Source organism: Nitrospira sp. CMX1 (assembly GCF_054902215.1).
This window is the reverse complement of record NZ_JBUBKD010000028.1, coordinates 1-22,880: the sequence shown is the minus strand read 5'-3', so window position 1 is coordinate 22,880 and position 22,880 is coordinate 1. Positions and strand designations below refer to the sequence as shown.

The following is a 22,880-nucleotide window of genomic DNA, read 5'->3' as shown; positions in this document are numbered from 1 at the left end:
CTCCTATTCCCTAAGCATTCTGGCCCCATGCCACGACGTCTATCCCACAAGCGAGTTTCGAGAACCACCCAGCGGTCTCGACCTCCTCAATTCACTTCCAAGCATATGAGCGCGACACCACGATCCCAAGCTCCCCGCACATCTCCACCATCGACGAAAGGGGACACCAGTGCTGTTCTGAGACAGTACCAGGACGCGCTCCATCAACTCGCGCAAAGTGAGGCCTTGAGTAGTGGCGACCTGGTCCATGCGTTCCGGGCAATTTCGAAAACCTGTTCCAAACTGTTACGCGTCAAGCGAACGAGTGCCTGGCTGCTTTCTGAAGACCAGGATGAAATCATCCTCCTTGATCTTTCCGAATCGAGCCAAGGGCACTCAAGCCACGATATCATCGTTGAATCCAAAGACTGCCCGGTCTATCTACGATCACTCGATCGTGAACGTCGTGCCATTGCCGTAGAACACGCCTCACACGATCCACGCACCCTCGAGTTGGTACCGCGCTACTTTACTCGCTTTAAGATTCAATCGACCTTGAGTGCGCCGATCAGACGGAAGGGGAAGTTGATCGGGATACTTTGCGCCGAGTCTGTCGGAACAACTCGACAGTGGAGCCAACAAGACATACACCTCTGCTGCCTGCTCGCAACCCTGGCGACACTCGCACTGGAAGCAGCCGAACGGCATTACGTCGAGCAAGCACTTCGTGTCGCCAAAGAAGTCGCTGAAGTCGCCAGTCGCGCCAAGAGCGAATTTCTCGCCAGCATGAGCCATGAAATTCGAACTCCTATGAATGCGATCATCGGAATGGCTGACCTTCTCTGGGAGACATCCCTGACCCCGGAACAACGAAAGTACCTGCGGATTTTCAGGCGTGCCGGAGGGACACTACTGAACCTGATCAACGATATCCTTGATCTCTCGAAAGTTGAGGCGGGACGTCTAGAACTGGAGACCATTGAGTTCGACCTCAGCGAAACGCTGGACAAAGCCATCGACATATTGGCCTTGCGGGCCAATGAGAAGGGAATCGAGCTGACATCCCATATCGACCGACAAGTACCGTGCCGCTTGATCGGCGATCCAACACGATTGACACAAATCGTGATCAATCTCATCGGCAATGCCATTAAATTTACCGATACAGGGAACGTTGAAGTTCGCGTCATCAACGACCCTGACCGTACGAGCGCTGGTGCGATTCGGATTTCCGTCAGTGACACAGGCATCGGAGTCCCGACCGATAAACTTCGCTCCATTTTTGACAGCTTCACACAGGCCCACACGTCGACGACCAGGCAGTATGGAGGGACCGGGCTTGGTCTGGCGATTACCAAACGTCTTGTGGAACAGATGCAGGGTCAGATTTGGGCGGAAAGTACGGTGGGGAAAGGCAGTACGTTTCACTGTTCCCTCCTCTTTCAGGTTCAAGCGCCTCCCCCCCTTCAGACACCCATCCCCCCAATCGATCTTGCTGGAGTAAATGTCTTGGTCGTGGATGACCATCCGACGAACCGTCAGATCCTTCGTGAAACGTTGAGCGCCTGGGGAGCTCATGTGACAGATGCGTCAGGTGGGCAGGCTGCCTTAGAAGTACTCCGCAGTGCACGGGAACAGCATGAGAACTATGACATCATGCTCCTCGATTGCCGAATGCCTGAGATGAACGGCTTTCAGGTTGTGGAACAGCTCAAGCAGTCATCCGATCGGAACGACCTCACGGTGGTCATGATGACCTCAAACCATTGGGCCGACGATATCGCCCGCACATACGACCTTGGCCTCGGCGGCTACCTCATCAAACCAATTCGACGCGCGGATCTACTCCAAACGATCGGCATCGCGATGAATCGAAAAAATGGCATCCCGCCGCCGACGAGGCCGCTCGAGACCATGAAAACCTCGTCGAGCGTTTCAACCAAACCCTTTCAGATTCTTCTGGTTGAGGATTCGCCAGATAACCAACTCTTGATCCGGTCCTATCTAAAACAGACTGACTATCTCCTCGACGTCGCAGACCATGGCAGAATTGCCGTCGAGAAATTCAAGACGACTCATTACGATTTGATCTTGATGGACATCCAGATGCCCGTGATGGACGGCTGTACTGCAACAAAGGCGATCCGAACCTGGGAACGAGACCAGGACCTTCCCTCAATACCGATCATTGCCTTGACGGCGCTGGCCCTCAAAGAAGAGGGTGCTCGCATTCTTGAGGCCGGGTGTAACACCCATGTCACCAAGCCCGTCAAGAAATCCACGTTACTAGAGGTACTTCAGGTCTATAAGGAGCGCACCGCCTCATGACAGTTCCTCGATCCCCTCACGCTCAAGCCCCCATACGGGTGGAAATCAGTCGAGACCTTGAAGATATTGCGCCAATCTTCCTGGAAAACAGAAGGAAGGATCTGCAGACACTCCGCACTGCTGTAGCCGTACAAGACTTGGGGACACTTCAAACGCTTGGCCACCGCATGAAGGGGGACGGCGGTGGCTATGGGTTTGCAGTCATCTCAGAAATCGGTGCAAAGCTGGAGAATGCTGCAAAACGACACGACCTACCCCCCATCGAGCAATATATCGTAGAACTAGAAGATTTTCTCAATCGAGTCACTGTGTTCTATCGATGAAAGTCCGATCCTATCCATACGGCCGTCATTCCGACGACACGTGAAATTTCAGGAATGTGTACGATCCTGCCCACTCTCTTGCGAGAAAGCTGATCAAACCCTCCCTCGCCTAAAGGGTGCCCAGGACTGCATACAATTGATTGAGCGCATCAGCAGTTGGAGAAAAGCGATACCTGCTTTCTCCGCAGACGAACTTGTATCATCCAACTTCGACGGCTCACCATGTTCCGTACACCACTATCTCGAGTTTGGTCACAGGTGTGGTAAAATACATGGTCTCGGAAAAAGACGTCTCCAATAAAAACTCAGAAAGGTACTGTAGAGTCTCGGCCACAGGTTGTGTATAATGCCGTCCACGGGAAACGCGACTCGATATTCCTCCCCGTTCTTCGACCGCAGTAACAAACCTGCACAATCATGTGCGGCAAAGCCTGCGGGATCCATGAGTCGCGATCCCAACATCCCAAGCGTGGGGGGCTAGCTCAGTTGGGAGAGCACTACGTTCGCAACGTAGGGGTCGGGGGTTCAACTCCCCTGCCCTCCACCAAACCCTCTTAATCTTCCCCGTCAGACCTTACTGGCCACAATCCGGTAGAGAAATCGCCCCGTGGATCAATACCCTGGGGCAAGTGTCCCTCTGCTCACGTTACTACAATCTGCGCCTGCTCAAGCGCTCCAGCTTCATCTTGCTCTTGACCAAAAAAGACAATTCCCTGTTGGCTCCGCACATTTCTCCGAAGACTGTCTTGGTGTATACTAACACCTCGCATCAGAATGCGCCGACAACCGTTAGAACGACTCAATTCCTTTCGAGAAGCCTACTCTTCACACATGTACAAGTTGTCTCTTGAGCTTGCGGCTGGGATCCTCGCTCTCATCGCGGGGATCTTTGCAGCAAAGAACGGTGTAATCTTGGATCGGTTGGATAATGACTTTCACATGGTTGCAGCTGTATACGCAACGAAGAGCGAAATCATAGTATGGTCATGCATTACACTTGCCTCCATTTTACTGAGTCTCGCTCTTCGACGATGGATGCAGATTACCGGTCATCAAAAATGGGAAAAGATCCTCTGGCCACTTGTACTTACGCTCGTTCTCCTGCTTGGTTCTTGTTCCATAACCGGACGGTCTACTCCACCCAGCGTCGAGACTCAGCACTCTGCGAACATCGGCAGAGCTGAAAACCCCTATTCCGGCGCTATCCCAGGACAAATGCTTGCCGGTGCACGCAAAACAAACGCCATGCTACACGGCGCCAATCTTCAAAGGGCTATGCTCGCTGGCGCCGACCTGCACGGATCTGATCTCGAGTCTGCAGACCTGCGCAGTGCGATGCTGTTGGGCACAAACCTGGGTGGAACTAATTTGACAAATGCGAACTTGGAAGGGGCCATGCTCTTGGGGACCAATATGGAGGGAGCACGAATTGACGGTGCAGATTTCACCGGTGCAGCATTCCTCACACAGGAGCAAATTAATGAGACCTGTGGAGCGCCTCGAGTCTTACCTAAAGGACTTAACGCACCGAAGCCTTGTTAGCAGACTGATATAGGCTCCCCCTCCAACGCACAGTCAGGCCGCATAGCGGTGAGGTTCGACTGTACGCATATGTCCGGCCTCGTGGTGACCCCCATCTGTGGGGTCTGGCAGTGAAGGACTTACGCGTGCCGAGTCTTCACCCAACAACCGGCCTGTCATGGCCAGACCGGTTGGCACGCGAAGGACATTACCTAGGGCGTGTCATCAGGTAACGGCACTATAAGTTTCTGGATTCACATGAGAATTTGCGTGTGCTTCACTATTCATGAGCCCGGGGAGTGGCTTATGAATGGCGAAGAGACGCTACGCGTTGCGAGATGATCAATGGAAACGGATCCCGGATGTTCTGCCGGGCCGTGAGGGACCTGTCGGGGGAACGGCCAAAGAGAACCGGCTGGTTGTTGAAGCGGTGTTGTATCGTGACCACGCCGGGATCGCCTGGCGCGATCTGCCGGAGCGGTTCGGGGATTTCCGGGTGATCCATACGCGCCACACGCGCTGGAGCAACAGTGCGTCTGGCAAAGGATTGTTGAACATCTGGCGGAAGATGCCGACAACGAATACGCGATGATCGATTCCACCCTCGTCCGCGCCCACCAGCACTCAGCCGGCGCAAAAGGGGGGACAGGGAAACGGAATGCATCGGGCGCTCAACAGGCGGATTGACGACAACAATCCATGCGTCGTGCGATGCGCTGGGCAATCCAACGGGGGGGCACCTGACGCCGGGGCAAGCCCACGATCTGGACGGGGCTGAGAGGCTGCAGCCCCATCTCCTTGAACCCATTCAGGCGTTTCTGGCGGATCCCGCGTAGGATGCGCAGGCGCGTGTCCTCGATCTGCTGGCAACAGCGGGCGTCAAAACCGTCATCCCGCCCCAATCAAATCGCACGGAACAACGCGAATACGATCAAGACATGTAGCAAGCCCGGCACCTGATCGAGAACTGCTTCGCAACACTCACGCAATACCGCGCCATTGCCACAAGGTACGAGAACCGGGCGCATAATTTCCTCGGCGCGATCTATCTTGCCGCCTCGGTCATCTGGCTCAACTGATGACACGCCCTAGTTCGGCAAATAATTTTCCTTCAAGTGGTGTTTCTTCAAAAAATAGGGAAAATTTCGTGGATCCACTCCCAGAATGCTTGCCGCTTGTCGCTTAACCCCATTTGCACGGGCCAGCGCTTCCATGATGATCTCCTTTTCACACACGGCAAGTCTCGCCCTTAACGACTCTTCCCCGGAAGGTACAGAGAAGTTTTCGGTTTCCTCCAATTGTCCCAAATTCGTCGGGAGACTCGATGGAAGAATGAGGGCACCCTTCTCCACAAGAACAGCATGTTCTATAGCGTTCTGAAGCTCCCTCGCATTACCTGGCCAATCATGCCGAAGTAGGAGTGTTAATGTCTCCGGGGCCAAGGCACAGTGCTCCTTACCGATCCTTTGGGATGAGCATTTCAGAAAGTGTGTCGCCAGAAAAGGAATATCTTCTTTCCGCTCACGCAATGGAGGAAGTGCTATCGTAAACACGTTAAGACGATAGTAGAGATCCTCGCGGAACTTACCTTCCGCAACGGCCTTGCGTAGGTCGGTATTGGTCGCGGCAAGGACACGCACATCCACGGCGGAGGTTACCGAACTCCCAACCGGCTCAAACTCCTGCTCCTGCAGGACGCGCAGCAATTTTGCTTGGGCGGCCAACGACAGACTGCCGATCTCATCAAGAAAAATCGTGCCGCGATCTGCTTGCTGAAAACGCCCTCGGCGATCACGAATAGCGCCTGTGAACGCGCCTCTCACATGACCAAACAATTCACTTTCCAAGAGCGTTTCGCTGAGCGCCGCGCAATTGACCTTGACGAAAGGTTCCCGGGCACGAAGACTGTGTGCTTGAATCGCATTGGCCACCACTTCCTTGCCGGTCCCGCTTTCGCCTTGGATTAATACCGTCACGTGACGTTTTGCGATCGAACCGATCAACTGGCACACCTCACGAATCTTCTGACTGCGACCGATAATCGTCGGGAAATTTATCTCCTCCTGCCAGAGGGCGTCCCGCCTCCCCTTCGACTCATTGCGCGAAGGCACGACTGTATCGGCCTTGCGAACAATCAGAAACACAAAACTAGTAATGTCGCGATCAACACGAAATGTTGTCAGGCTGATAGGAATATGCTCGCCGTCTTTCTTGAGAAGTTCCAGGCCCTGCCAGGAGGCATTCTGGCTCCCAAATAAGAACTCCAGATCGCCGGGAAACTGCAAGAGGCGATCGATCACGAGTCCGCGTAGCTCTTCCGTTTGATAGCCAGAATACTCCATAGCGCAGGCGTTCACCTCAATGACGGTTTTTGTTGTAACGTCAATGATGAACACAGGATCGTTGAGCCCATTGAAGAAGTTTCGGTAGAGATCACATTGGTGATTCATGACGACGCCTCTCCTTCTCAATATCCCTTCCTGTTCCCAGCCTTGTCCGCCTTTTCTCGATGACATGAAAATCCATGCTGCGACATCACATCAGACAATGATGAATAGATATCCTCTTTCATGATGTGCTCATAGATACCCGGTTGGATGAGACGCCGGTCAGCGGCCTTAATGAGAAAGATGATCTTCGCACTCGGCTGATGCCGTTGAATGACCGTTGCCCATCGCCGTTCGCATGGCACTTGCTGCGTAAGCTCGATCAGTACATACCTGTAGCGCGTGAGATGTAACCGCGCCAAAGTCTTTCGAACCGTAGTTGTACTATCTACGCTCACAAATCCCGCTGTAAATAGAAAATTTCGCAATGCATCGAGAAAGAGCGGGTCTCGATCATACACAAGAATGGTAGGTAATGCGTCCATCGGCTAGAATTAGCAACGTTGTCCTCTTGCACGCAGCGCGATCATTTAAGTTACAAAGCAATTAGCTGAAGCCAGGTAGTACGTTCCATAACTCGCTTGTCAAAATTAGGACCATCAATTGCCACGTCTCCTGAATCCTTCGCTGCCGATCGAGCAGCAAGCTCAAACCTTTTCTTGAGATCCTTCACATCGCGATACTCAGCGTAGTAGTACGCCCTCAACTCAGCGATGAACTTATCCCGGCTACTGTGACCTCTTAGCAACGGATAACGCAGGTGGAAAGATTCATGCAGTAATGTCATTTTGAGTTTCTTGGTGTTGAAGCCGAGGTCAGATCTGAGCAAGTAGATATGTCGATCGTTAGCGGTAGCGAATGTAATTGCATTCGCAGCTAAACCAGGCAATTGCGCGCCAACTTGGCCTGGGAGAGGTTTCCCATCAGGACCCATTTGAGAATGAGGGAAGATGTAAATATTTGCCATGGGCTGCCCGGACATTTGGCTGTTTCGCATTCTGGTAATCGCGGTGCCCAGTGAAACTGGTTCATCGTTCTGAGCCTTGTCGATCAAAAGTGGTGGGAAAGTAACGACACAGTTGCCGTTTGCAATCTCCGTAGCAACCGTTTGCTCATTCAGATCGCTTGATTGGCTCATCTCGTCCAAAGCTTCCTTGAGTCGCCGCTGCATACGAGGCGATTCCTTTAACCCGACCAAGGGATCTACCATTGGTTGTTCTAAACCCTGCATATGATCGTCCCAAGAGTACCGTTGACAGCATTGCAAAAGGCTTGGCTTTTCTTGGCGAAGACGAGGCAATGTGACTAAGAATCGATCATAGAGGTACATGTATCTTCCTCCTAATGACTCATGATGAATACAGCATGCGCCGTATCTCTCTTGTGTTCAGAACAGAAGCACCGTCAATTCTGTGTCAGATATCATAAATCCCATCAATTATTTGCCCCAAAGGACGTTTATCGGCCTCTTGCCAGTATATTCGCTAGGCCCATTCTCAACAGTAAACGACTCATCTGCCAACTTATAGTAACCAGCCGGAAGCAGCCCAATAAACGACCCGGTTTCCTTAATTATCTGTTCTGCAAATGCGATACTTTTCAACTGATCTGGAGTTGGTAGATCCGGTGCTGTTGACAGTACCACGGCAATTAATTTCAGCTGCGCGCGTTGTTTTTTTGACGTCGACTTCGAACGTGGTGCGACGGTGACCGATCCAAAGTTGTTATTTGTATACTCCAAGGACTCAAGGATCGGCTTCAGCAACGAATCATTGGTTCCCCCGACCGCTGTATCCAGCGACGTCTTGGCGCGCCACAGTCTTTTCCACCAGTTCAGCATATCGCCGAATGAACGGGAAGCATTTGCACCCTCCTTATGGATCGCAGCCGGACCGCCAAGTCCTCTCGGGATCAAGTTAAACGCTTCGTCCCCCATGCTTTCCAGAGTCTTGTAGGCTCTCTCGACACCTGTCCATGCATTCCTTTGTGCAAGCTTGATTATTTCATCTGTTAGCCGTGCCACTTCCGCCGTTTGAGTGACTGGCGATACAGCTTCCGGACGTTTTCCAAACCCTCGCAACACGGCATTTTCATCACCTGCTAAATTTAATGTCCTTAATCGAGTCTCATAGATATACATCTAGTCTTTCCCTCATGTTCAAGTAATGACGTTGCGTCACACGCTATCTGGCAACTATGAGCATAGAGTACATGCAATACATTTCTGAGATGCGAATTCCACCAACAGCTAGAGAGAGAACCAGTGCGAGGCCAAGAGGTCGACCGAGGGTTCTTCCCCAATCCGTGCTCGCTGGGCTCTCGCCTCTGTTCAAACGTATACAAGTACATCTCGCGCCTCTTTCACGCTCGCTTTCGTACAGACGGTGAACGTCCTTGCAATGCTACTTTGACACTAATGCTGTGCAATGACTGTTGTCTTCTTTCTGCAGCCGAGCTGTCCCGCCTGAACGCTTCGTCCTGCCAGTTGCCCGACAGTCCACATCACTCGAGACCGAAGCTACTGGCTAGGTCTTACCTTGTACGACTCTTTCGTTCACTACTTCTTCCAGCTTGTCGATGACATACCCTGACCCCTTTGCTTCACCGTGGGTGCGTGGAGACATGGATGTACATTGTTGCAGCCTTTCACGAACGAGCGCGCTTGTAGACATCGGCCAGAAGCGCATACATCGGTCTGTCGTTATCCTTGAGCCACGCACGATTGAAGCGAGCTACTTCGTGCGTCTTGTTCGTGGGCGCGCGGCCGAAGAAGGCCGAACTAGAGGAGGCGAAATACTCCTCGGCGTTCGAGCTTGCATAGGTGTCCACCCACGGGCCTTGCATGTTCGTCCGTCTTTCAAACGCGTCGTCCAATCGGACCTTCTGCGATTTCGTAAGGGCAAACAGTCCCACGACGTGCGCAGTCTCATGAGATGGGACAGCGCCTCTCGTGAAGCCTAGTTTCTTCCCTGTAATCGACATGAGCGTCTCCTGGCCGACAGCAAACAGGATGCTTCTTCCGAAGCGCATGCCACCCACACTGCGTACGTCTTCGTAGTTCCTACCATCGTGAGTCTTCTTACCTCTCAACGATTCGAACTCGAAGAGATCAGTAAGCCGTTTGTCGTGAGGAACGATGTGCAGCTGCACGTCGATTCCATCTAAGACCGCGACGTTGGCGGGACCTAAACTTGTGAGGACTTCGTTCATGAAGATCGTGGCTTCGTTCTTCGCAAGGTCGGGAGCACCGTGGCTCCACACTGCGGCTTCCACTCCGTCCGGAGTTCGACGAGCGACGAAGGGCTTTTCAATAAATCCGATGTACATCGGGTGCCTCTCGGTCTGGAATGGGCCCCGGCGCGTGTCTGAACACTGCACTCACGAGACTATGGATTTGAGGATCGTTCTGATAGAGCCATGCACGATTGAAGCGATAGCCGAACAACGCCGCGGTCGACGCGCTAAAGTAGGCCTCGGGACTGGAAGCCGCATCTGCGCTGACCCAGGCGCCGCCCTTTTGCTTTCGCTCGTTGAACAAGCTCTGAAGCCACTGCTGCTCGCTCTTCGTCAGGGCAAAGCGCGCAACAACGCGCGCCGACTCCTGTGCGACAATGAAACCTTCCACGATGGATTCTTCCCCGACTGCATACTCGATTCGCGATCTCGATCTTATGGCGTCGACGACACGTACGGAGTCGTAGGACCCTCCGGTCGGTGCCGTTTTATCCTTCAACTTCCTGAATTCAGCAAGATCGGTGGCTTTCTTGCTCTGCGGGATGATGTGCAGGTGAATCGACAGTCCTCGAAGGATGTCGACATTCGACGGGCTGAGGCCCCAGAAAATTTTATCCATCACTGCCGTGGCCGCAGCGACTGCCTCGTCGGACGCCCCATGTTTCTTCACGTCCAGCTCGGGCAGAGGAACGAAACGGCCCAACATCGGAGCGCCCTGTGTTCCGGAGATGGGCTCGTGAATGTACATATGCCGTCCCTTTCATCTGCGATCGCGCATCAAAACGCCGGTCGAATCCCTGCGAGCAAGATACGCTGACGCAGGAGATCGAGAATTTCAGATCTCAGCGCAAGCGCGACACCGAGTTGCAGCGGAATCTTAGGGTTCGTAATGTTACGGAAATTGGCGCCGACATGAATGGCAACAAGCTGCAAGTTTCCTGTGTTCAGCCACACCGGCGCCCCATCCATGCCATAACACGCGGCGGTGTCGTACAGGAGCTGGCCCCACTCCACCAGACCAGGCTGACTGGGCTGGACGGTGCCGAACGTTTCCCACTGAGTCGAATTCTCTCGCTTGGCCATCCGGGTAAGCACCGTAGGTTGCGGAAACGGATTCGATGCGGTAGGCAACGGGGCCTCGTCGAAACACACTCCGTCCGTGTACCCGCAAGTTGTTAAGGTAGCCCCGACCAGTGATTCGTTTGTCGCGGCCTTGATCGTCGTCCGTGGCGAAAAACCGATGTGCCCCCAGTGGCCATACGGCATGCCGTGAAACGATGGAATTTCACGAGGCAGCGTGAGCACCGCCACGTCCCATTTAAAACTAAGATCGCTGAAGAATTGGTTCGGGACCCACCACGCCGCTGGTTGGAGTTCGATGGATCCGACCGGGGCTCGCTTCTTTCCCAGCTTTGGCGTGCCATCGAGCGCCGGCGTTACAGTAACTCGCTGCGCGTCAACGCGGAAGCCTGTTTTCGGGTGAGATTCCTTGAACGGCGGCTCCTTCCGAACCACGTTGCTGGCCGATGTTAGGATATGCCGGGGACTAATGAGAAGGCCCGTGCCCTGGATCGACGCGCGTGTCTTGTCGCGTTCAGGAAACTGCACATCGAGCGCACAGATCCACCGATACGGCCCTTGCGTCGAGTCATCGATCCGCCGACACTTTACAGAACCAAGGAACTCGCCAAATACGGTACGCGCGGCCCACGGGAATGTTGAAGGCGGGTAATCGTAGGGAGACATGCGAGATTCTGGTACACGGATATACATGGGTTTTATTCTTCTTTCTGTTTCATTCACTTACAAGCGATTCGGCACCCCTCCGTAGATCGTGTTGTACCAAGTCCGACCCAACAGCCGTCCTCCGACTTGGGACAATTCTTGCGGAACCGTGGCCGCTTTTCTTCTCACAACAAACCTCAACGTACACCCCTCTTCCATTCTCAAATGAATAGGAAGAGCATTTTGGCCCCATGGGTTTAAGATCAAGTCGAAGGGCAGATAGGGCGCTCGAGGTTGATTATTGCAAAGGATCACCCATTCATACCCAGGCGTCTTCGGAAATACTTGTCGCCGAGTTTCAGCTAATTCGGCGTACTGCATGAAATAGAGCAACGTGCCACAGTACTGGGAGTTCAGTTCATAGCGAGCGAGTTCGACTTCCTCTCCAACCAGAGGGGCCGTCTTGATGCCGGCGACATCGAAGTAACCAGCATCCTGTGGGATGCCACAGAAATGGCACACATTTTTGTAGCCGACGTCCTTAGGACTATCGCAGGTATGGGTTATGTTCATGACATCCCCGTCCCATAGCCGAGCATTTTGTAGCCGTGCAGCACGATGAACAACTCTGCGCCTGCGATAGTTGCATCAGCGTCGCTTCCCGTCACTTCTTCGACCTCAATCCGAACAGTAGAGCGCGGCATAAATACCATAGGTTTCGCGAGGACTCGGAACGGCCGCTCACCGTTGGGCTCGCCCAATCCTGCAATATTGTGTATGGGCCGGTTCTGCAGTTCGCGTCCGCTGCCGCTGTCAACAATGCTGTATTTGAAATCAATCGCCCTGTTGTTAGCCGGGGTGGGAGATGTGCCTGTCCTTACCGGGGCAGGGATAAAACTGTAGCCGATCGTGACGGCCACAAAAGCACCATCGATGCTGATATTGATGACATCCTGTAGGCGGTTGCCGGAGTTTCCCGTGAGGATGAATCGCGCCACATAATCGTAAGGAATTTCTTTGGTTGCCAGTGTAGCAGTCGGTGATAGTGTGGATGCCGCTTCCTGCGCTTGGCTGAGTCCGAATCGCATAGTCAATACCTCCTCCTACACTGCTTTTCTCTCTTGGCCGTTCTTTTTCAGCAGTGAGACAGAACCTGACTTAAATAAGCATGAACGAATCCACTCACCATAATGGCTTCCAAATCTCTGGTGGCGTTGGCGATACGACGTGCCAAGGAGTTTGGGGAGGCGTCTGAGGCACATAGGCATCCAGTCCGCTCATATCATCCTGCCGCACATAGCCCTCAATACCTCGCATATCCCGATCTTCCCCAATGCCTCGCAGCTCTTCATCTTCAGCAAAGCCCCGTAGTTCCTCGTCCTCATTCAAACCGCGTAACTCTTGGTCTTCTGTCGCACCACGCAACTCCCCCTCATCTAGGCCTCGAAGTTCATCATCGGCGGAGAAACCTTTGAGTTCCTCGTTTTCGGCAAAGCCTCGGAGATCTTCTTCTGCAAACCCCTGAAGCCGATACAAGGAGCCGTCGGGTGCCTCGTACAGATACCCTAAACCATCATAGCCTGAGACGCCCTTCCGCTTAAGGAGCTTGCCGGCCACGTCCAGACCGGCCGACGCGACCGGCCCGATGCCCGGAATGAACCTGGTGGCAAACTTTGCAATCGGCAACAACTTTTTGAAGAATCCTCCCTTCCTACGTCTCGATTGCGGCGCCGCTCTCCTAACCGCAAATCCCGGTCGCCCAGGCCGCCGTTGAATAAACCTTCGCCGAGCTTGCACCCTAGGTCTTCCGGCCTTCGGTGGTTCATCTTGCACCGCAGACTCTGATTGCTCGGCTTCTTCCGGTACTGCTTCTGCTTGTGTTCCTGCTTCCTCTGCCGCTCCCTCCTCCTCTGAGAGACCCTGTATCTGATACATGGTCCCATCCGGTGCTTGATACAAGGCTCCGAATCCCTTCAAATCGGCATCTTCAGACTCGGACAACCCATCCCAAGAACTTATCGCCTCCTCCGATGCATCCACTCCTTCAACCCACTCGTACAAATTACCGTCATCGCCCAGGTACAAGCCAATGCCCTTCATCTGGGTCGCGTCATCATCACCAAAATATCTCATGGTTTGTTCTCCTTCGGATTCAGTTGACTACTGGACATCACGAGTTAGATAACCATCGAGCACGACCCAGATACGTAGCGGGCCTATCACATGAGCTAACTTGTTCTTATCGTCTTGCACTATCCCCGCTGCTACTCCGGGTACCCCCTGTGGGAAAGCCATCTCGACTCGGAAGTTCTGCTGCGGCTCGATATACACCGGCTCGGCAAAACGAAATGTCGCGGTGGGGTCCGGTTCACCGTGGTTGGAGACCGTGAGGCCCGGACTTACACCAGCACCAGACGGGAACCAAAAAGTCGGCATTTCGATCATGATCTTTTCCCCTACGATCAATGAGGTCACAGAGTTGTAGATCAAATCGGCTAAGATCGCGCTCTCATTGAAACTGGTTCTTGGTGCCGTGCCAGTTTTCGTCTCTGTGCCGGTACTGGTCTTGAACTCTGTGGGGCGGAGATTTGATACCACCACGCGCAACGCGCGGGCTTCGAACGTATTCAGGCTGGGGAGAACTCCGGATGCCTGCAAGTTCGTTTCCAACTTGGTCTTATTCTGAATGTCCACGAAGAAGCGGATGACGCGTGGATCCGTCATGAAATCCACGAATTTCTTCGGTGTCGTTCCATCTTTCATTTCCTCTTTGATAAAAAACGCGTCGTAGAGAGGAGAATGCAGTTTTTCTTTCACGCCTTGCACCTTCGCCATGACAACCTCCTTTAGTATTCAACAACCGTCTTACAACTCAACTCCGTACAATGTGCCGTCGGTCCCAAGGAAATACTGGCCGACTGCACGAACCTTATCTTCCTCGAAGACTTCGTCTAGCTCGTCACCAAGTGCGACCGAATCTTCCTCAATCCCGTGCACTTCGTACAGCGAACTGATTTCTTCAAATTGTCGCCATGCATGAAACCCCTCGTCCTCACTCAGACCTTCCACTTCGTACAACCTGCCGTCATCGCCCAGATACATCGCTTTCATTCTTGATGAACTGGGGTTCACAATCATCAATTCATCTAGGCCAAGCCGTCGATCTCGTTTCATGGCATTTCCTTTCTTCCTCTACCCCACAAATCAACAGCTCAGAGCTTCGCGAACATGCGTCTCCCTGCTCTAGCCTTCTATTCCTCGAGACGTAACTCGATAACTGCCGCCCACAATATAGAGTTGCGTCCCCTCTACATTACTGACCAGATGCGGTGGGTCTTCCATCCGATGAATGTAGGTACGCGGTCGGCCAGGCCGTCCTTTGTCGGAGCGATACATCACGCCGACCAATTCGCCCAGCTCGACAACAATGGGTGGCATGACGCGAGAATGATCCACCACCTTTACACCGGACGGTCCAAAACTATTGAACAAGCTATAGAGATCAATCCCTCGTTGCATGTGCTGGAGCTGCACGGTATTGATACCCGCGCCCACAGGAAAGACCTTACTATCTCCATAGGCCACACACTTCGAACAGGTACAGGCCATTTCGGCATACCCCTTATCGATGTGCCCGCACCGGTCTGACCGGGACAACCCGCACCGGCCGCATGACCATTGGAGGTCGTCTAGGATGATGTGCCGCTGGACCAGTTCCCCCCGGAGGAAGAAGACCGATCTGTCGCAGACGCGTTACCAGTTTTTCCGTCGTCAGTGGGCGTGGACGAGCAGCAAGTCCCTTCGTCCAAATACGCTGTAGAACTTCCTTGATCCATGGGTGCGTGCTTAACTGCTGCCGCTTTCTCAATTCATTCCAGAGTGACCTCACTCGCTCGTCTTTTGGCCGTATCGCCTCGCTTCTTATTGCCCGGATCAGACTTCTCAGCCACGTCGGGACTTCTAGCTCCGCCCCGAAGCCATGTAGATCCATGTCTGCTGACATCATGCTTGGTCTCCTTTCCATCGCGATGATCTTTTTAACGAATGTCTTCGGTGCCCAGCCCATCGGATAGGGCATGGTGGCATCCAGCGAGATCCAGCAACCCTTGTGAAAAACCTCAAGATAAATATGCGTAAAGAGATCTTGTTTGAGTGGATCCGGCCCGATGATCACCAACCGTACAGGATGGCCAATTGACTCCAACATCGCTCCCAATAGGATCGACATGTCGTCGCAGTCCCCTGCACGGAGTTCCAACATCCGTCTGGCTGAGTGAAGCACCTCTACTCGAAACGTGTCTTTGGTATAACGGATGTTCTGCTGTACCCATTCGAACAGCGCTTTAACCTCACCCAAGTAGTCTTTGGCTCTGATGCCTCGTTGTAACAGGATGTCAATCGCGGTCTGACGTACATGAAAGTCCTTCGCCCCTTGTTTAACCAGATCGATGATATGTTTGAGCGTTCGTACTGTACCCTGATACCCACTCGGGATCTGTTGCAGAGTGATGTTCAATGGCCTGTCCATACATCCTTCATTCGTTCATTCGGTTTTCTGTTTGAAACAAGCCAAAGCAAGCCCTGTGCTAGCTGGCCCTACAGAAAGGAAGATTGCTGTCAATATCGCGTTTTATAAGGAGATGAGATCAATTCGAACCGACACGCCCGAGAAGATCACGGGGATTGAAAGTCATGAAGTTTATGGCAGGTAAAAGACTGCAGTACGTCTCAACTATTTGGCATGTATACGGTTGGGCATCAATATAAATATTATGATGGACATCACGAACTTCATGCCCAATAAATGTATCAAAAGTGAACGATGCGTCTGAATTTCTCGGGATTGTTGGATCAACGACGTGAGGCAGGGAAAAGATGAAAACAACGGCAAGAGCGCACTACGCCGCGCTACGATAGACTGATGATCGCCTCGCCATCTGACTTGGCTACATCGATAAAAACTCGGCGTCCGTCCACTCTGAGTCGACCTTCGGCGAAGAGCTGTACGGCTCGAGGATAGATGTTGTGTTCCTGCACAAGTATTCTGGCGGAAAGGGTTTCGGAGGTATCCGTGTCAAGGATCGGCACAGCCGCTTGGATGATGATCGGCCCCTCATCCACTCCTTCCGTCACGAAATGCACGGTGCATCCGGCCAACTTGCAACCCCACTCGATGGCCTTCTTCTGCACCTCCAATCCAGGGAAGGACGGCAGCAGCGAAGGGTGAATGTTCATCATGCGATCAGCATAGGCATTGACCAAAACCGCCGTGACTATTTTCATATAGCCTGCAAGCAAGACCAGTTCGACACTATGCTGCTGAAGGATTTCCAACAAGGCACGATCGTAGGCCTCACGACTGTCAGGTTTCCCCGCAAAGGGCTTGGGATCCACAAACAGATCTTTGAGCCCATGCTTCCGAGCCCGCTCCAGGGCGACGGCGTCCTTCTTATTACTGATAACGGCAACGATCTGAGCTTGAACTTGCCCTGCTTCAATTCCATCGATAACGGCTTGCAGGTTGGAGCCACGGCCGGATGCCAGCACCGCCACACGTAATGGGGTCGTTCGGCTAGTCGACATACTCGACCTCCGGTTCCTCTCCGGTAGAAGACACGATCTCGCCGATCTGCCAACCCCGGTCTCCCAGTGTTGCGGCTTGAGCCAGCACGCCAGGCACTGCATCAGGAGGGACTACGAAAATCAACCCGATCCCCATGTTGAACACCCTGTACATCTCTTCTCGATCGATCCGTCCCACACGACTCATCACGTCGAAGATCGGCGACACCGGCCAGGCCGTGCGAGTAATTCTTGCCCGGACTCCTTTTGGAAACACGCGTGGCAAATTCTCCGTAATTCCCCCCCCCGTGATATGCGCGATCCCTTTAATGGGAAACTGTTCAACAAGCGCCAAAATCTGCTTTGCATAAATCCGAGTCGGTGTCAGGAGCACCTCCCCGATGGATCCATCAAGCTCAGCCAGGCGGCTGGTCACGCTCAACTTGGCTTGTTCGAACAGAACGCGCCGGGCCAGAGAGTAGCCGTTACTATGGAGCCCCGAAGAGGCCACACCGATGATCACATCCCCGGGCATAATGTGCCGACCATCAATAATCTTGGGACGATCCACGGCACCTACGGCAAAGCCGGCCAGGTCGTACTCCCCCTCGGGATAGAATGACGGCATCTCAGCGGTTTCTCCTCCGATCAGCGCACAGCCGGCTTGACGGCAGCCTTCGGCGATCCCAGCAATCACTTCACGAGCCTTCGAGACAGACAACTTCCCGGTCGCGAAATAGTCCAAAAAGAACAGCGGTTCCGCCCCACTCACCGCAATATCATTCACACACATCGCCACCAGATCGATGCCGACGGTGTCGTGCTTATCCAGCATGAAGGCAATCTTCAGTTTGGTCCCGACTCCATCCGTTCCAGAAACGAGGACAGGATCTTTATATTTGCCGGCTTGAAAACCAAAAAGCCCGCCAAAGCCTCCCAAGTCGGTCAGGACTTCAGGACGAAACGTCGATCGAACGAGCGGCTTAATGCGATCGACGAATTCATCACCCGCATCGATATCCACACCGGCATCGCGATAGGTTGTCATAATGAGAGCGTCACATCGTCTATGGTGATTCAACAGGAAGCAGTGACTAGGAGCCGCATCTTATCGAAGGGTACCGGAGAGGTCAACGCATGCGATCGTCGTGAACTTCGATTCATTTACGAGAGCACTCATGCATGAGCTGCATAATACGCGAGAGATGCGCCCTACATCCCTTACCCTTCCGGTCGCATCTCCACATCCAATAGCTTGATCTTTCGGTGAAGATGACTCCGCTCGATCTTGAGATCATCAGCCGTCCGGGAAATATTCCAATGGTGCTCCCGCAGCTTTCGGCTGATGTATTCCTTTTCGAAGGCGTTCCGAGCATCCCGAAGTGAATCGTAGGATTTGGCCAGAAGCGGGGGCGCCGCAGAGGCATTGGCCGAAACAACACCCGTAGTCCGGCCCTGTAACGAGAGCGTGGCCTGTGCGGCTTCAATGACAACACTCGGCACCATGATCATAAGCCGCTCAATCAAATTGCGAAGTTCCCGGATATTTCCCGGCCAGTCGTATTGCTGAAAGACACCCATCGCTTCCGGTGACACGTCCTTCATCCGCAGCCCCTGTTCTTCGGCGTGCAACTTCATGAAATGTTGGATGAGCGCCGGAATATCTTCTCGTCGCTCTCGCAACGGCGCGACCACGATCGGAACGACATTGAGGCGGTAGTACAAATCTTCTCGGAATTGCCCCTTGCTAATTTCTTTTTCTAAGTCCTTATTGGACGCGGCCAACACCCGCACATCCACCTTCATCAACTTCGTTCCACCGACTCGCGTAAACTGCTGTTCTTGCAAGGCGCGCAAGACTTTGGCCTGCGTACTGAGGCTCATGTCACCGATCTCATCGAGAAAGAGCGTGCCGCCGTCGGCCTGTTCGAACTGTCCCCGTTTCATGGATATGGCACCCGTAAAGGAACCCTTCTCGTGGCCGAACAGCTCACTCTCGATCAAAGTTTCAGGAATGGCGGCACAATTCACCGCCACAAAGGGATGGTCCGATCTCGTGCTATGGAGATGAATCGCTCTGGCAACAAGCTCCTTTCCGGTTCCATTCTCTCCCCCGATCAGGACCCGACTATTTGTCGGACCGGCCGTTTCGATGAGCGCTCTCAGACGCTGCATCACCGGAGATTGCCCGACCAGCTCAAACTTTCTCTCAACCTTACTCCGTAACGCCCGATTCTCCTGAGCCAATCGATACTGCTCCAACGCCTGTTTCACGCGAAACGTCACGTTTTCCAGCGACAACGGCTTCTCAATATAGTCATACGCTCCCAGCTTAATCGCCTTCACCGCCGTTTCGATGGAGCCATGACCAGATATCATCATCACTTGAGTCGTTGGCACAAACTCCTTTACTCGTCGCAAGGTTTCCAGACCATCCATCTCCGGCATCCAAATATCCAGGATCATGAGGTCCGGAGGATCCGTTCCATAGATCTTCAGCGCTTCAAGTCCATTGGCTGCAACAGCGACTTCATATCCCTCATCTTCAAGGATACTTCGCAGCGACGTCCGAATGGCCTCCTCATCATCCACGATCAAAATCGATGCTGACATCTACCCCCCCTCCAGGAAACATCGACAATCGGTCGGCAGCCGTTCCCCATCTCAGCTGTCGTATGACCCACCACTCATCTTGCTATACCGGGAGATCGAACTTAAACACGGCGCCTCTCGGCTGATTGTTGCCTACCTGGATCTGTCCTTCGTGATCGGTGATTATTCGGCGAACGATTGCCAATCCCAATCCGGTTCCCGTTTTCTTGCGGGTAAAATACGGCACAAACAGTTTGTCATGATCCTCTGGAGCAATACCGGGACCTTCGTCCGCGACAGCCACCACGGCACGTCGGCGTTTCGTGTCGTATCGCGTACCGACCCAGAGTCTCCCGCGCTGACTCATCGCTTGAACGGCATTGTCGAACAGATTCACAAATACCCGCCGTAGCTGTTCGCGATCAAAATTGATGAGCGGCAACGTTTCATCCAGCTCGACGATAAACTGGATATCCTTCTGCGCCTCACGATACAACGTCACCACGTCACGGAGCACGTCGTGCAGCGATTGTCGCATCATTTGTGGAGCAGGCAGCCGGGCGAATTTGGAAAACTCGTCCAACATCTGTTTGAGACTGCCGACTTCGTTGATGATGACATTCGTCGCATCATCAAAAACCCGGTCGAGATCCGGAGATTTCTCGAAGAACTTCTTGCGCAACCGCTGGGCCGACAATTGAATCGGCGTGAGCGGATTCTTGATTTCATGCGCAACCCGCTTGGCCACCTCCTGCCAAGCCGCGACTTTCTGCGCCTTGATCAACTCCGTCAGATCTTCGAAGACCAACACAAATCCGAGATCCTTGCTGGCCTCGTCCCGCATTCGAGACCCCTTTAAGCCGATCGTGAGCAACTTCCCCTGAACATCCAGTTGGCCCTCCAGATCAAAGTCGTCGCGCTCATCGCCCAACATACGGTCATAGGCCGTCTGAAACAAGTCCAACCCAAACTCCTTGAAGACCTCATTGGCCGGTCGCCCTCTCAATTGATCCCCGGCGAGGCCCAAGATGCGCTCTGCCGATGGATTGAAGGTGGTGATCACCCCGTTACGATCAATCGACAAGAGGCCGGCGGCAATCGTGTCCACCACCGTTTCAATGTAGGCTCGGCGCCGATCCAGCTCGACGTTCGTATGTCGCAGCGTCAGGTTCGTCTCCTCCAGTTTGGACTTACTCCCTTGCAGGTCCTGCGTCATGCGATTGAACGACGCGATCAGTGTCCCGATTTCATCCGTTGCTTTGGCATCGATCTGAACCGTGAGATCTCCTTGGGCCACCGCCTCTGTGGCCTCCGCCAAACGTTGAATGGGAACGGTGATGCCACGGGCCACATAGAACCCGAACCACGTGGCGCTGAAGAGAATTAAGACGGTCACCACCCCAACAAACAAGTATGCCCCTGCCTTAATCGGGTTTTTCATCGCCTTGATCTGTTTATATTCTGTATACTGCCGACCGATCCCCTCCATTTTTGTCAACAGCGACTCCGGGACGTACGTCTCGACGACCACGACCCCCTCGATCTCACCCCGGCGGCTCGCGGAAGCCACCGGAATCGCCGCGCGAACCAATCTCCCGGTTTGCGCCTCCTGTACCGAGGTAAACTCTTGCTTGCCGTTAATCACTTGTAAGACCAATTGACTGATCGGCAAATCCAGCACACCGGTTGGAATCTGAGTATCCAATGCTTTCGTCAGGGTCTCCATCCTGTTCGAAAACACTTCTATCCCGGCCACCCCATACTCCATACGTTTCCTTGCCATGGCCGCAATCAAGAGATCTCGCTGTACCGGTGTCAGCAAATCCTCCCGAAATAATTCCTGAGAAATCGCCCTGGCACTGTTCACGGCAAGCGCCACATGCCCCGCATGTTGCATTCGAGCCACTTCATAGGAGTCTTTCATGACCTTTTCGATGTGTTCGCTGAACCAGACATCAACGGCTTTGTTCACCAATCCGCTCGCCACAAGAGCCAACAGCACGGTGGGAATCAGCGAAAAGCCGATGAACGCCGCGATCAGTTTCGTTCGGAATCCCGACCCTACGAGCCGATGTCGACGTTCAAAGTAGGCCTTGATCAGATTTCTGGACAGCAGGAGGACCAGCACCACCAGGCCGATCAAGTCCAAATTCAGCAGGAGTAGCACCAGCGCGTAGCTGGTCGTAGGCAGGAATGAACCGGTTTCCTCACTCCCCGGTGCGACCACTTGTGAGTAATACAGCGTCAATGCGACGCAAGGGATCAAAAGAATGAGAACAATCCAAACGGGACGGAGGTGGGGCGGTTTCTGGTCAAATTTCCGTGAGTGGTCAGGCAAGGCCCGATGCATACTCCGACTGAACACGATGGGGTGAACATCGTCGACTTCTTCGGAGGCTCGCCTGAATGTCCCGCTCGGCTGATTCAACTCAGACATGCACGTGTCCTCTGCGCACCCTCATGACAGGGTAACAGGTATGACCCTCACTATAGCCGACATACCAAGCAGTCTCAAAACCTACCGCACAAATAGCAGTGTCGGGAACTGAGCAAGACAACAAACCTAAGAGATGGGAGACTACTTCGGTGAAGCCAGCGTGACATACTTCATACGAAGGGCATAGAGCATGTCGCGCAGAACCGTCTGTTCGTCAGGGGTCAGATTGCCTTTGGTCTTGTCTTCCAGGACGGATAAGAGATCGATGATTTCCTTGGCTTGCGGCAAGTTCACAGGCATGGACGGCTGTTGAGGATCCAGCTGTTCCCCCATCAGCATGAGCGAGGATGAGCCGAGGGAAATGACGAAGGACGAAAAGGTCACCGGAGGGAGTGGGGCCGATTGAGAGGATTCCGGCGGGGGCGTTCCCACCGACCCCGACGCATGGGCGGTCGAAGTCGCTACAGGAGGAGCCTCTGTGCCTCCACTGGCTCTGCGATCCCGAACAACAAATCCCTGTTCTTCTGCCATAAGGCCTACTCCCACCGAGTTGAGAAATTCGTCGGTACCCTACCATAGGAACTAGCTCGTCGCAAGCCATGAACAAGATTGAAGAGACGGTCTCACTCGGTATACAGTGACGACAATTTGGAGCAGGTCAGAGGAGATCGGAACCTTCCATGTCAGCACGGTTTGACAAAGTCGTCGAGGTGATGGCAACCCTGCGTGCGGAACAGGGATGCCCATGGGACCGCAAACAGACTCATGAGTCACTGAAACCTTACCTTCTTG

At 53.4% G+C, this 22,880-nt stretch carries 22 protein-coding genes, 1 tRNA gene and 1 pseudogene; 5 read left to right on the top strand and 19 right to left on the bottom strand.

Annotated elements, in window-relative coordinates; all coding sequences use genetic code 11:
- Window positions 1-105 precede the first annotated feature (105 nt).
- The 5 genes and pseudogenes from ACYX34_RS07635 (at window position 106) to ACYX34_RS07615 (ending at window position 5,230) form a co-directional block, all read left to right on the top strand.
- Complete coding sequence (locus ACYX34_RS07635; RefSeq protein ID WP_462075958.1) at window positions 106-2,307, top strand: response regulator; 2,202 nt, start codon at window positions 106-108, stop codon at window positions 2,305-2,307.
- The gene (locus ACYX34_RS07630) at window positions 2,304-2,630 is read left to right on the top strand and encodes an Hpt domain-containing protein (protein WP_462075957.1); all 327 of its coding nucleotides are present in this window, start codon (window positions 2,304-2,306) and stop codon (window positions 2,628-2,630) included. The genes ACYX34_RS07635 and ACYX34_RS07630 overlap by 4 nt, the downstream gene beginning before the upstream one ends.
- Before the next feature lie 471 nt (window positions 2,631-3,101).
- Window positions 3,102-3,177, top strand: a tRNA-Ala gene (locus ACYX34_RS07625).
- Window positions 3,178-3,461: 284 nt separating this feature from the next.
- Window positions 3,462-4,172 carry a pentapeptide repeat-containing protein gene (locus tag ACYX34_RS07620; RefSeq protein WP_462075956.1) on the top strand — a complete coding sequence of 237 codons (711 nt, stop codon included), beginning with the start codon at window positions 3,462-3,464 and terminating at the stop codon, window positions 4,170-4,172.
- Window positions 4,173-4,461: 289 nt separating this feature from the next.
- Window positions 4,462-5,230: pseudogene (locus ACYX34_RS07615) on the top strand (IS5 family transposase).
- A 9-nt stretch (window positions 5,231-5,239) separates the two neighbouring features.
- Here ACYX34_RS07615 and ACYX34_RS07610 read toward each other — a convergent pair.
- The 19 genes from ACYX34_RS07610 to ACYX34_RS07520 form a co-directional block, all read right to left on the bottom strand.
- The gene (locus ACYX34_RS07610; protein WP_462075955.1) at window positions 5,240-6,601 is read right to left on the bottom strand and encodes a sigma-54 interaction domain-containing protein; all 1,362 of its coding nucleotides are present in this window, start codon (window positions 6,599-6,601) and stop codon (window positions 5,240-5,242) included.
- Window positions 6,602-6,618: 17 nt separating this feature from the next.
- Window positions 6,619-7,023, bottom strand: a complete 405-nt coding sequence (locus ACYX34_RS07605; protein WP_462075954.1) for a response regulator — start codon at window positions 7,021-7,023, stop codon at window positions 6,619-6,621.
- A gap of 50 nt (window positions 7,024-7,073) precedes the next feature.
- Window positions 7,074-7,868, bottom strand: coding sequence for a hypothetical protein (locus ACYX34_RS07600; protein WP_462075953.1), 795 nt, complete (start codon window positions 7,866-7,868; stop codon window positions 7,074-7,076).
- A 108-nt stretch (window positions 7,869-7,976) separates the two neighbouring features.
- On the bottom strand, window positions 7,977-8,678 hold the full coding sequence (locus tag ACYX34_RS07595; protein WP_462075952.1) for a hypothetical protein: 702 nt from the start codon (window positions 8,676-8,678) through the stop codon (window positions 7,977-7,979).
- A gap of 506 nt (window positions 8,679-9,184) precedes the next feature.
- On the bottom strand, window positions 9,185-9,865 hold the full coding sequence (locus ACYX34_RS07590) for a M90 metallopeptidase family protein (protein WP_462075951.1): 681 nt from the start codon (window positions 9,863-9,865) through the stop codon (window positions 9,185-9,187).
- Complete coding sequence (locus tag ACYX34_RS07585; protein ID WP_462075950.1) at window positions 9,846-10,520, bottom strand: hypothetical protein; 675 nt, start codon at window positions 10,518-10,520, stop codon at window positions 9,846-9,848. Before ACYX34_RS07585 ends, ACYX34_RS07590 begins: the two co-directional genes overlap by 20 nt.
- A gap of 29 nt (window positions 10,521-10,549) precedes the next feature.
- Window positions 10,550-11,518, bottom strand: coding sequence for a trypsin-like serine peptidase (locus ACYX34_RS07580; protein ID WP_462075949.1), 969 nt, complete (start codon window positions 11,516-11,518; stop codon window positions 10,550-10,552).
- A gap of 57 nt (window positions 11,519-11,575) precedes the next feature.
- A complete protein-coding gene (locus tag ACYX34_RS07575; protein ID WP_462075948.1) occupies window positions 11,576-12,070 on the bottom strand; it encodes a hypothetical protein in 495 nt (164 codons plus the stop codon).
- Window positions 12,067-12,585 carry a hypothetical protein gene (locus ACYX34_RS07570; protein WP_462075947.1) on the bottom strand — a complete coding sequence of 173 codons (519 nt, stop codon included), beginning with the start codon at window positions 12,583-12,585 and terminating at the stop codon, window positions 12,067-12,069. Before ACYX34_RS07570 ends, ACYX34_RS07575 begins: the two co-directional genes overlap by 4 nt.
- A 94-nt stretch (window positions 12,586-12,679) precedes the next feature.
- Window positions 12,680-13,630, bottom strand: coding sequence for a hypothetical protein (locus ACYX34_RS07565; RefSeq protein ID WP_462075946.1), 951 nt, complete (start codon window positions 13,628-13,630; stop codon window positions 12,680-12,682).
- A 27-nt stretch (window positions 13,631-13,657) separates the two neighbouring features.
- The gene (locus tag ACYX34_RS07560) at window positions 13,658-14,332 is read right to left on the bottom strand and encodes a hypothetical protein (protein ID WP_462075945.1); all 675 of its coding nucleotides are present in this window, start codon (window positions 14,330-14,332) and stop codon (window positions 13,658-13,660) included.
- 30 nt (window positions 14,333-14,362) lie between these two features.
- Window positions 14,363-14,671 carry a hypothetical protein gene (locus tag ACYX34_RS07555; protein ID WP_462075944.1) on the bottom strand — a complete coding sequence of 103 codons (309 nt, stop codon included), beginning with the start codon at window positions 14,669-14,671 and terminating at the stop codon, window positions 14,363-14,365.
- Between the two features lie 69 nt (window positions 14,672-14,740).
- The gene (locus ACYX34_RS07550; RefSeq protein WP_462075943.1) at window positions 14,741-15,106 is read right to left on the bottom strand and encodes a hypothetical protein; all 366 of its coding nucleotides are present in this window, start codon (window positions 15,104-15,106) and stop codon (window positions 14,741-14,743) included.
- 13 nt (window positions 15,107-15,119) lie between these two features.
- Complete coding sequence (locus tag ACYX34_RS07545; protein ID WP_462075942.1) at window positions 15,120-16,025, bottom strand: transglutaminase-like domain-containing protein; 906 nt, start codon at window positions 16,023-16,025, stop codon at window positions 15,120-15,122.
- A 380-nt stretch (window positions 16,026-16,405) separates the two neighbouring features.
- Window positions 16,406-17,080 carry a phosphoribosylglycinamide formyltransferase gene (gene purN / locus ACYX34_RS07540; protein WP_462075941.1) on the bottom strand — a complete coding sequence of 225 codons (675 nt, stop codon included), beginning with the start codon at window positions 17,078-17,080 and terminating at the stop codon, window positions 16,406-16,408.
- Window positions 17,070-18,110 carry a phosphoribosylformylglycinamidine cyclo-ligase gene (purM, locus tag ACYX34_RS07535; RefSeq protein ID WP_462076030.1) on the bottom strand — a complete coding sequence of 347 codons (1,041 nt, stop codon included), beginning with the start codon at window positions 18,108-18,110 and terminating at the stop codon, window positions 17,070-17,072. Before purM ends, purN begins: the two co-directional genes overlap by 11 nt.
- A gap of 170 nt (window positions 18,111-18,280) precedes the next feature.
- Window positions 18,281-19,672 (bottom strand): sigma-54-dependent transcriptional regulator, encoded by a 1,392-nt coding sequence (locus ACYX34_RS07530; protein ID WP_462075940.1) that lies wholly within the window; start codon window positions 19,670-19,672, stop codon window positions 18,281-18,283.
- Window positions 19,673-19,754: 82 nt separating this feature from the next.
- The gene (locus tag ACYX34_RS07525) at window positions 19,755-22,088 is read right to left on the bottom strand and encodes a sensor histidine kinase (RefSeq protein ID WP_462075939.1); all 2,334 of its coding nucleotides are present in this window, start codon (window positions 22,086-22,088) and stop codon (window positions 19,755-19,757) included.
- Between the two features lie 141 nt (window positions 22,089-22,229).
- The gene (locus tag ACYX34_RS07520) at window positions 22,230-22,619 is read right to left on the bottom strand and encodes a DUF1844 domain-containing protein (protein WP_462075938.1); all 390 of its coding nucleotides are present in this window, start codon (window positions 22,617-22,619) and stop codon (window positions 22,230-22,232) included.
- Between the last annotated feature and the right edge of the window lie 261 nt (window positions 22,620-22,880).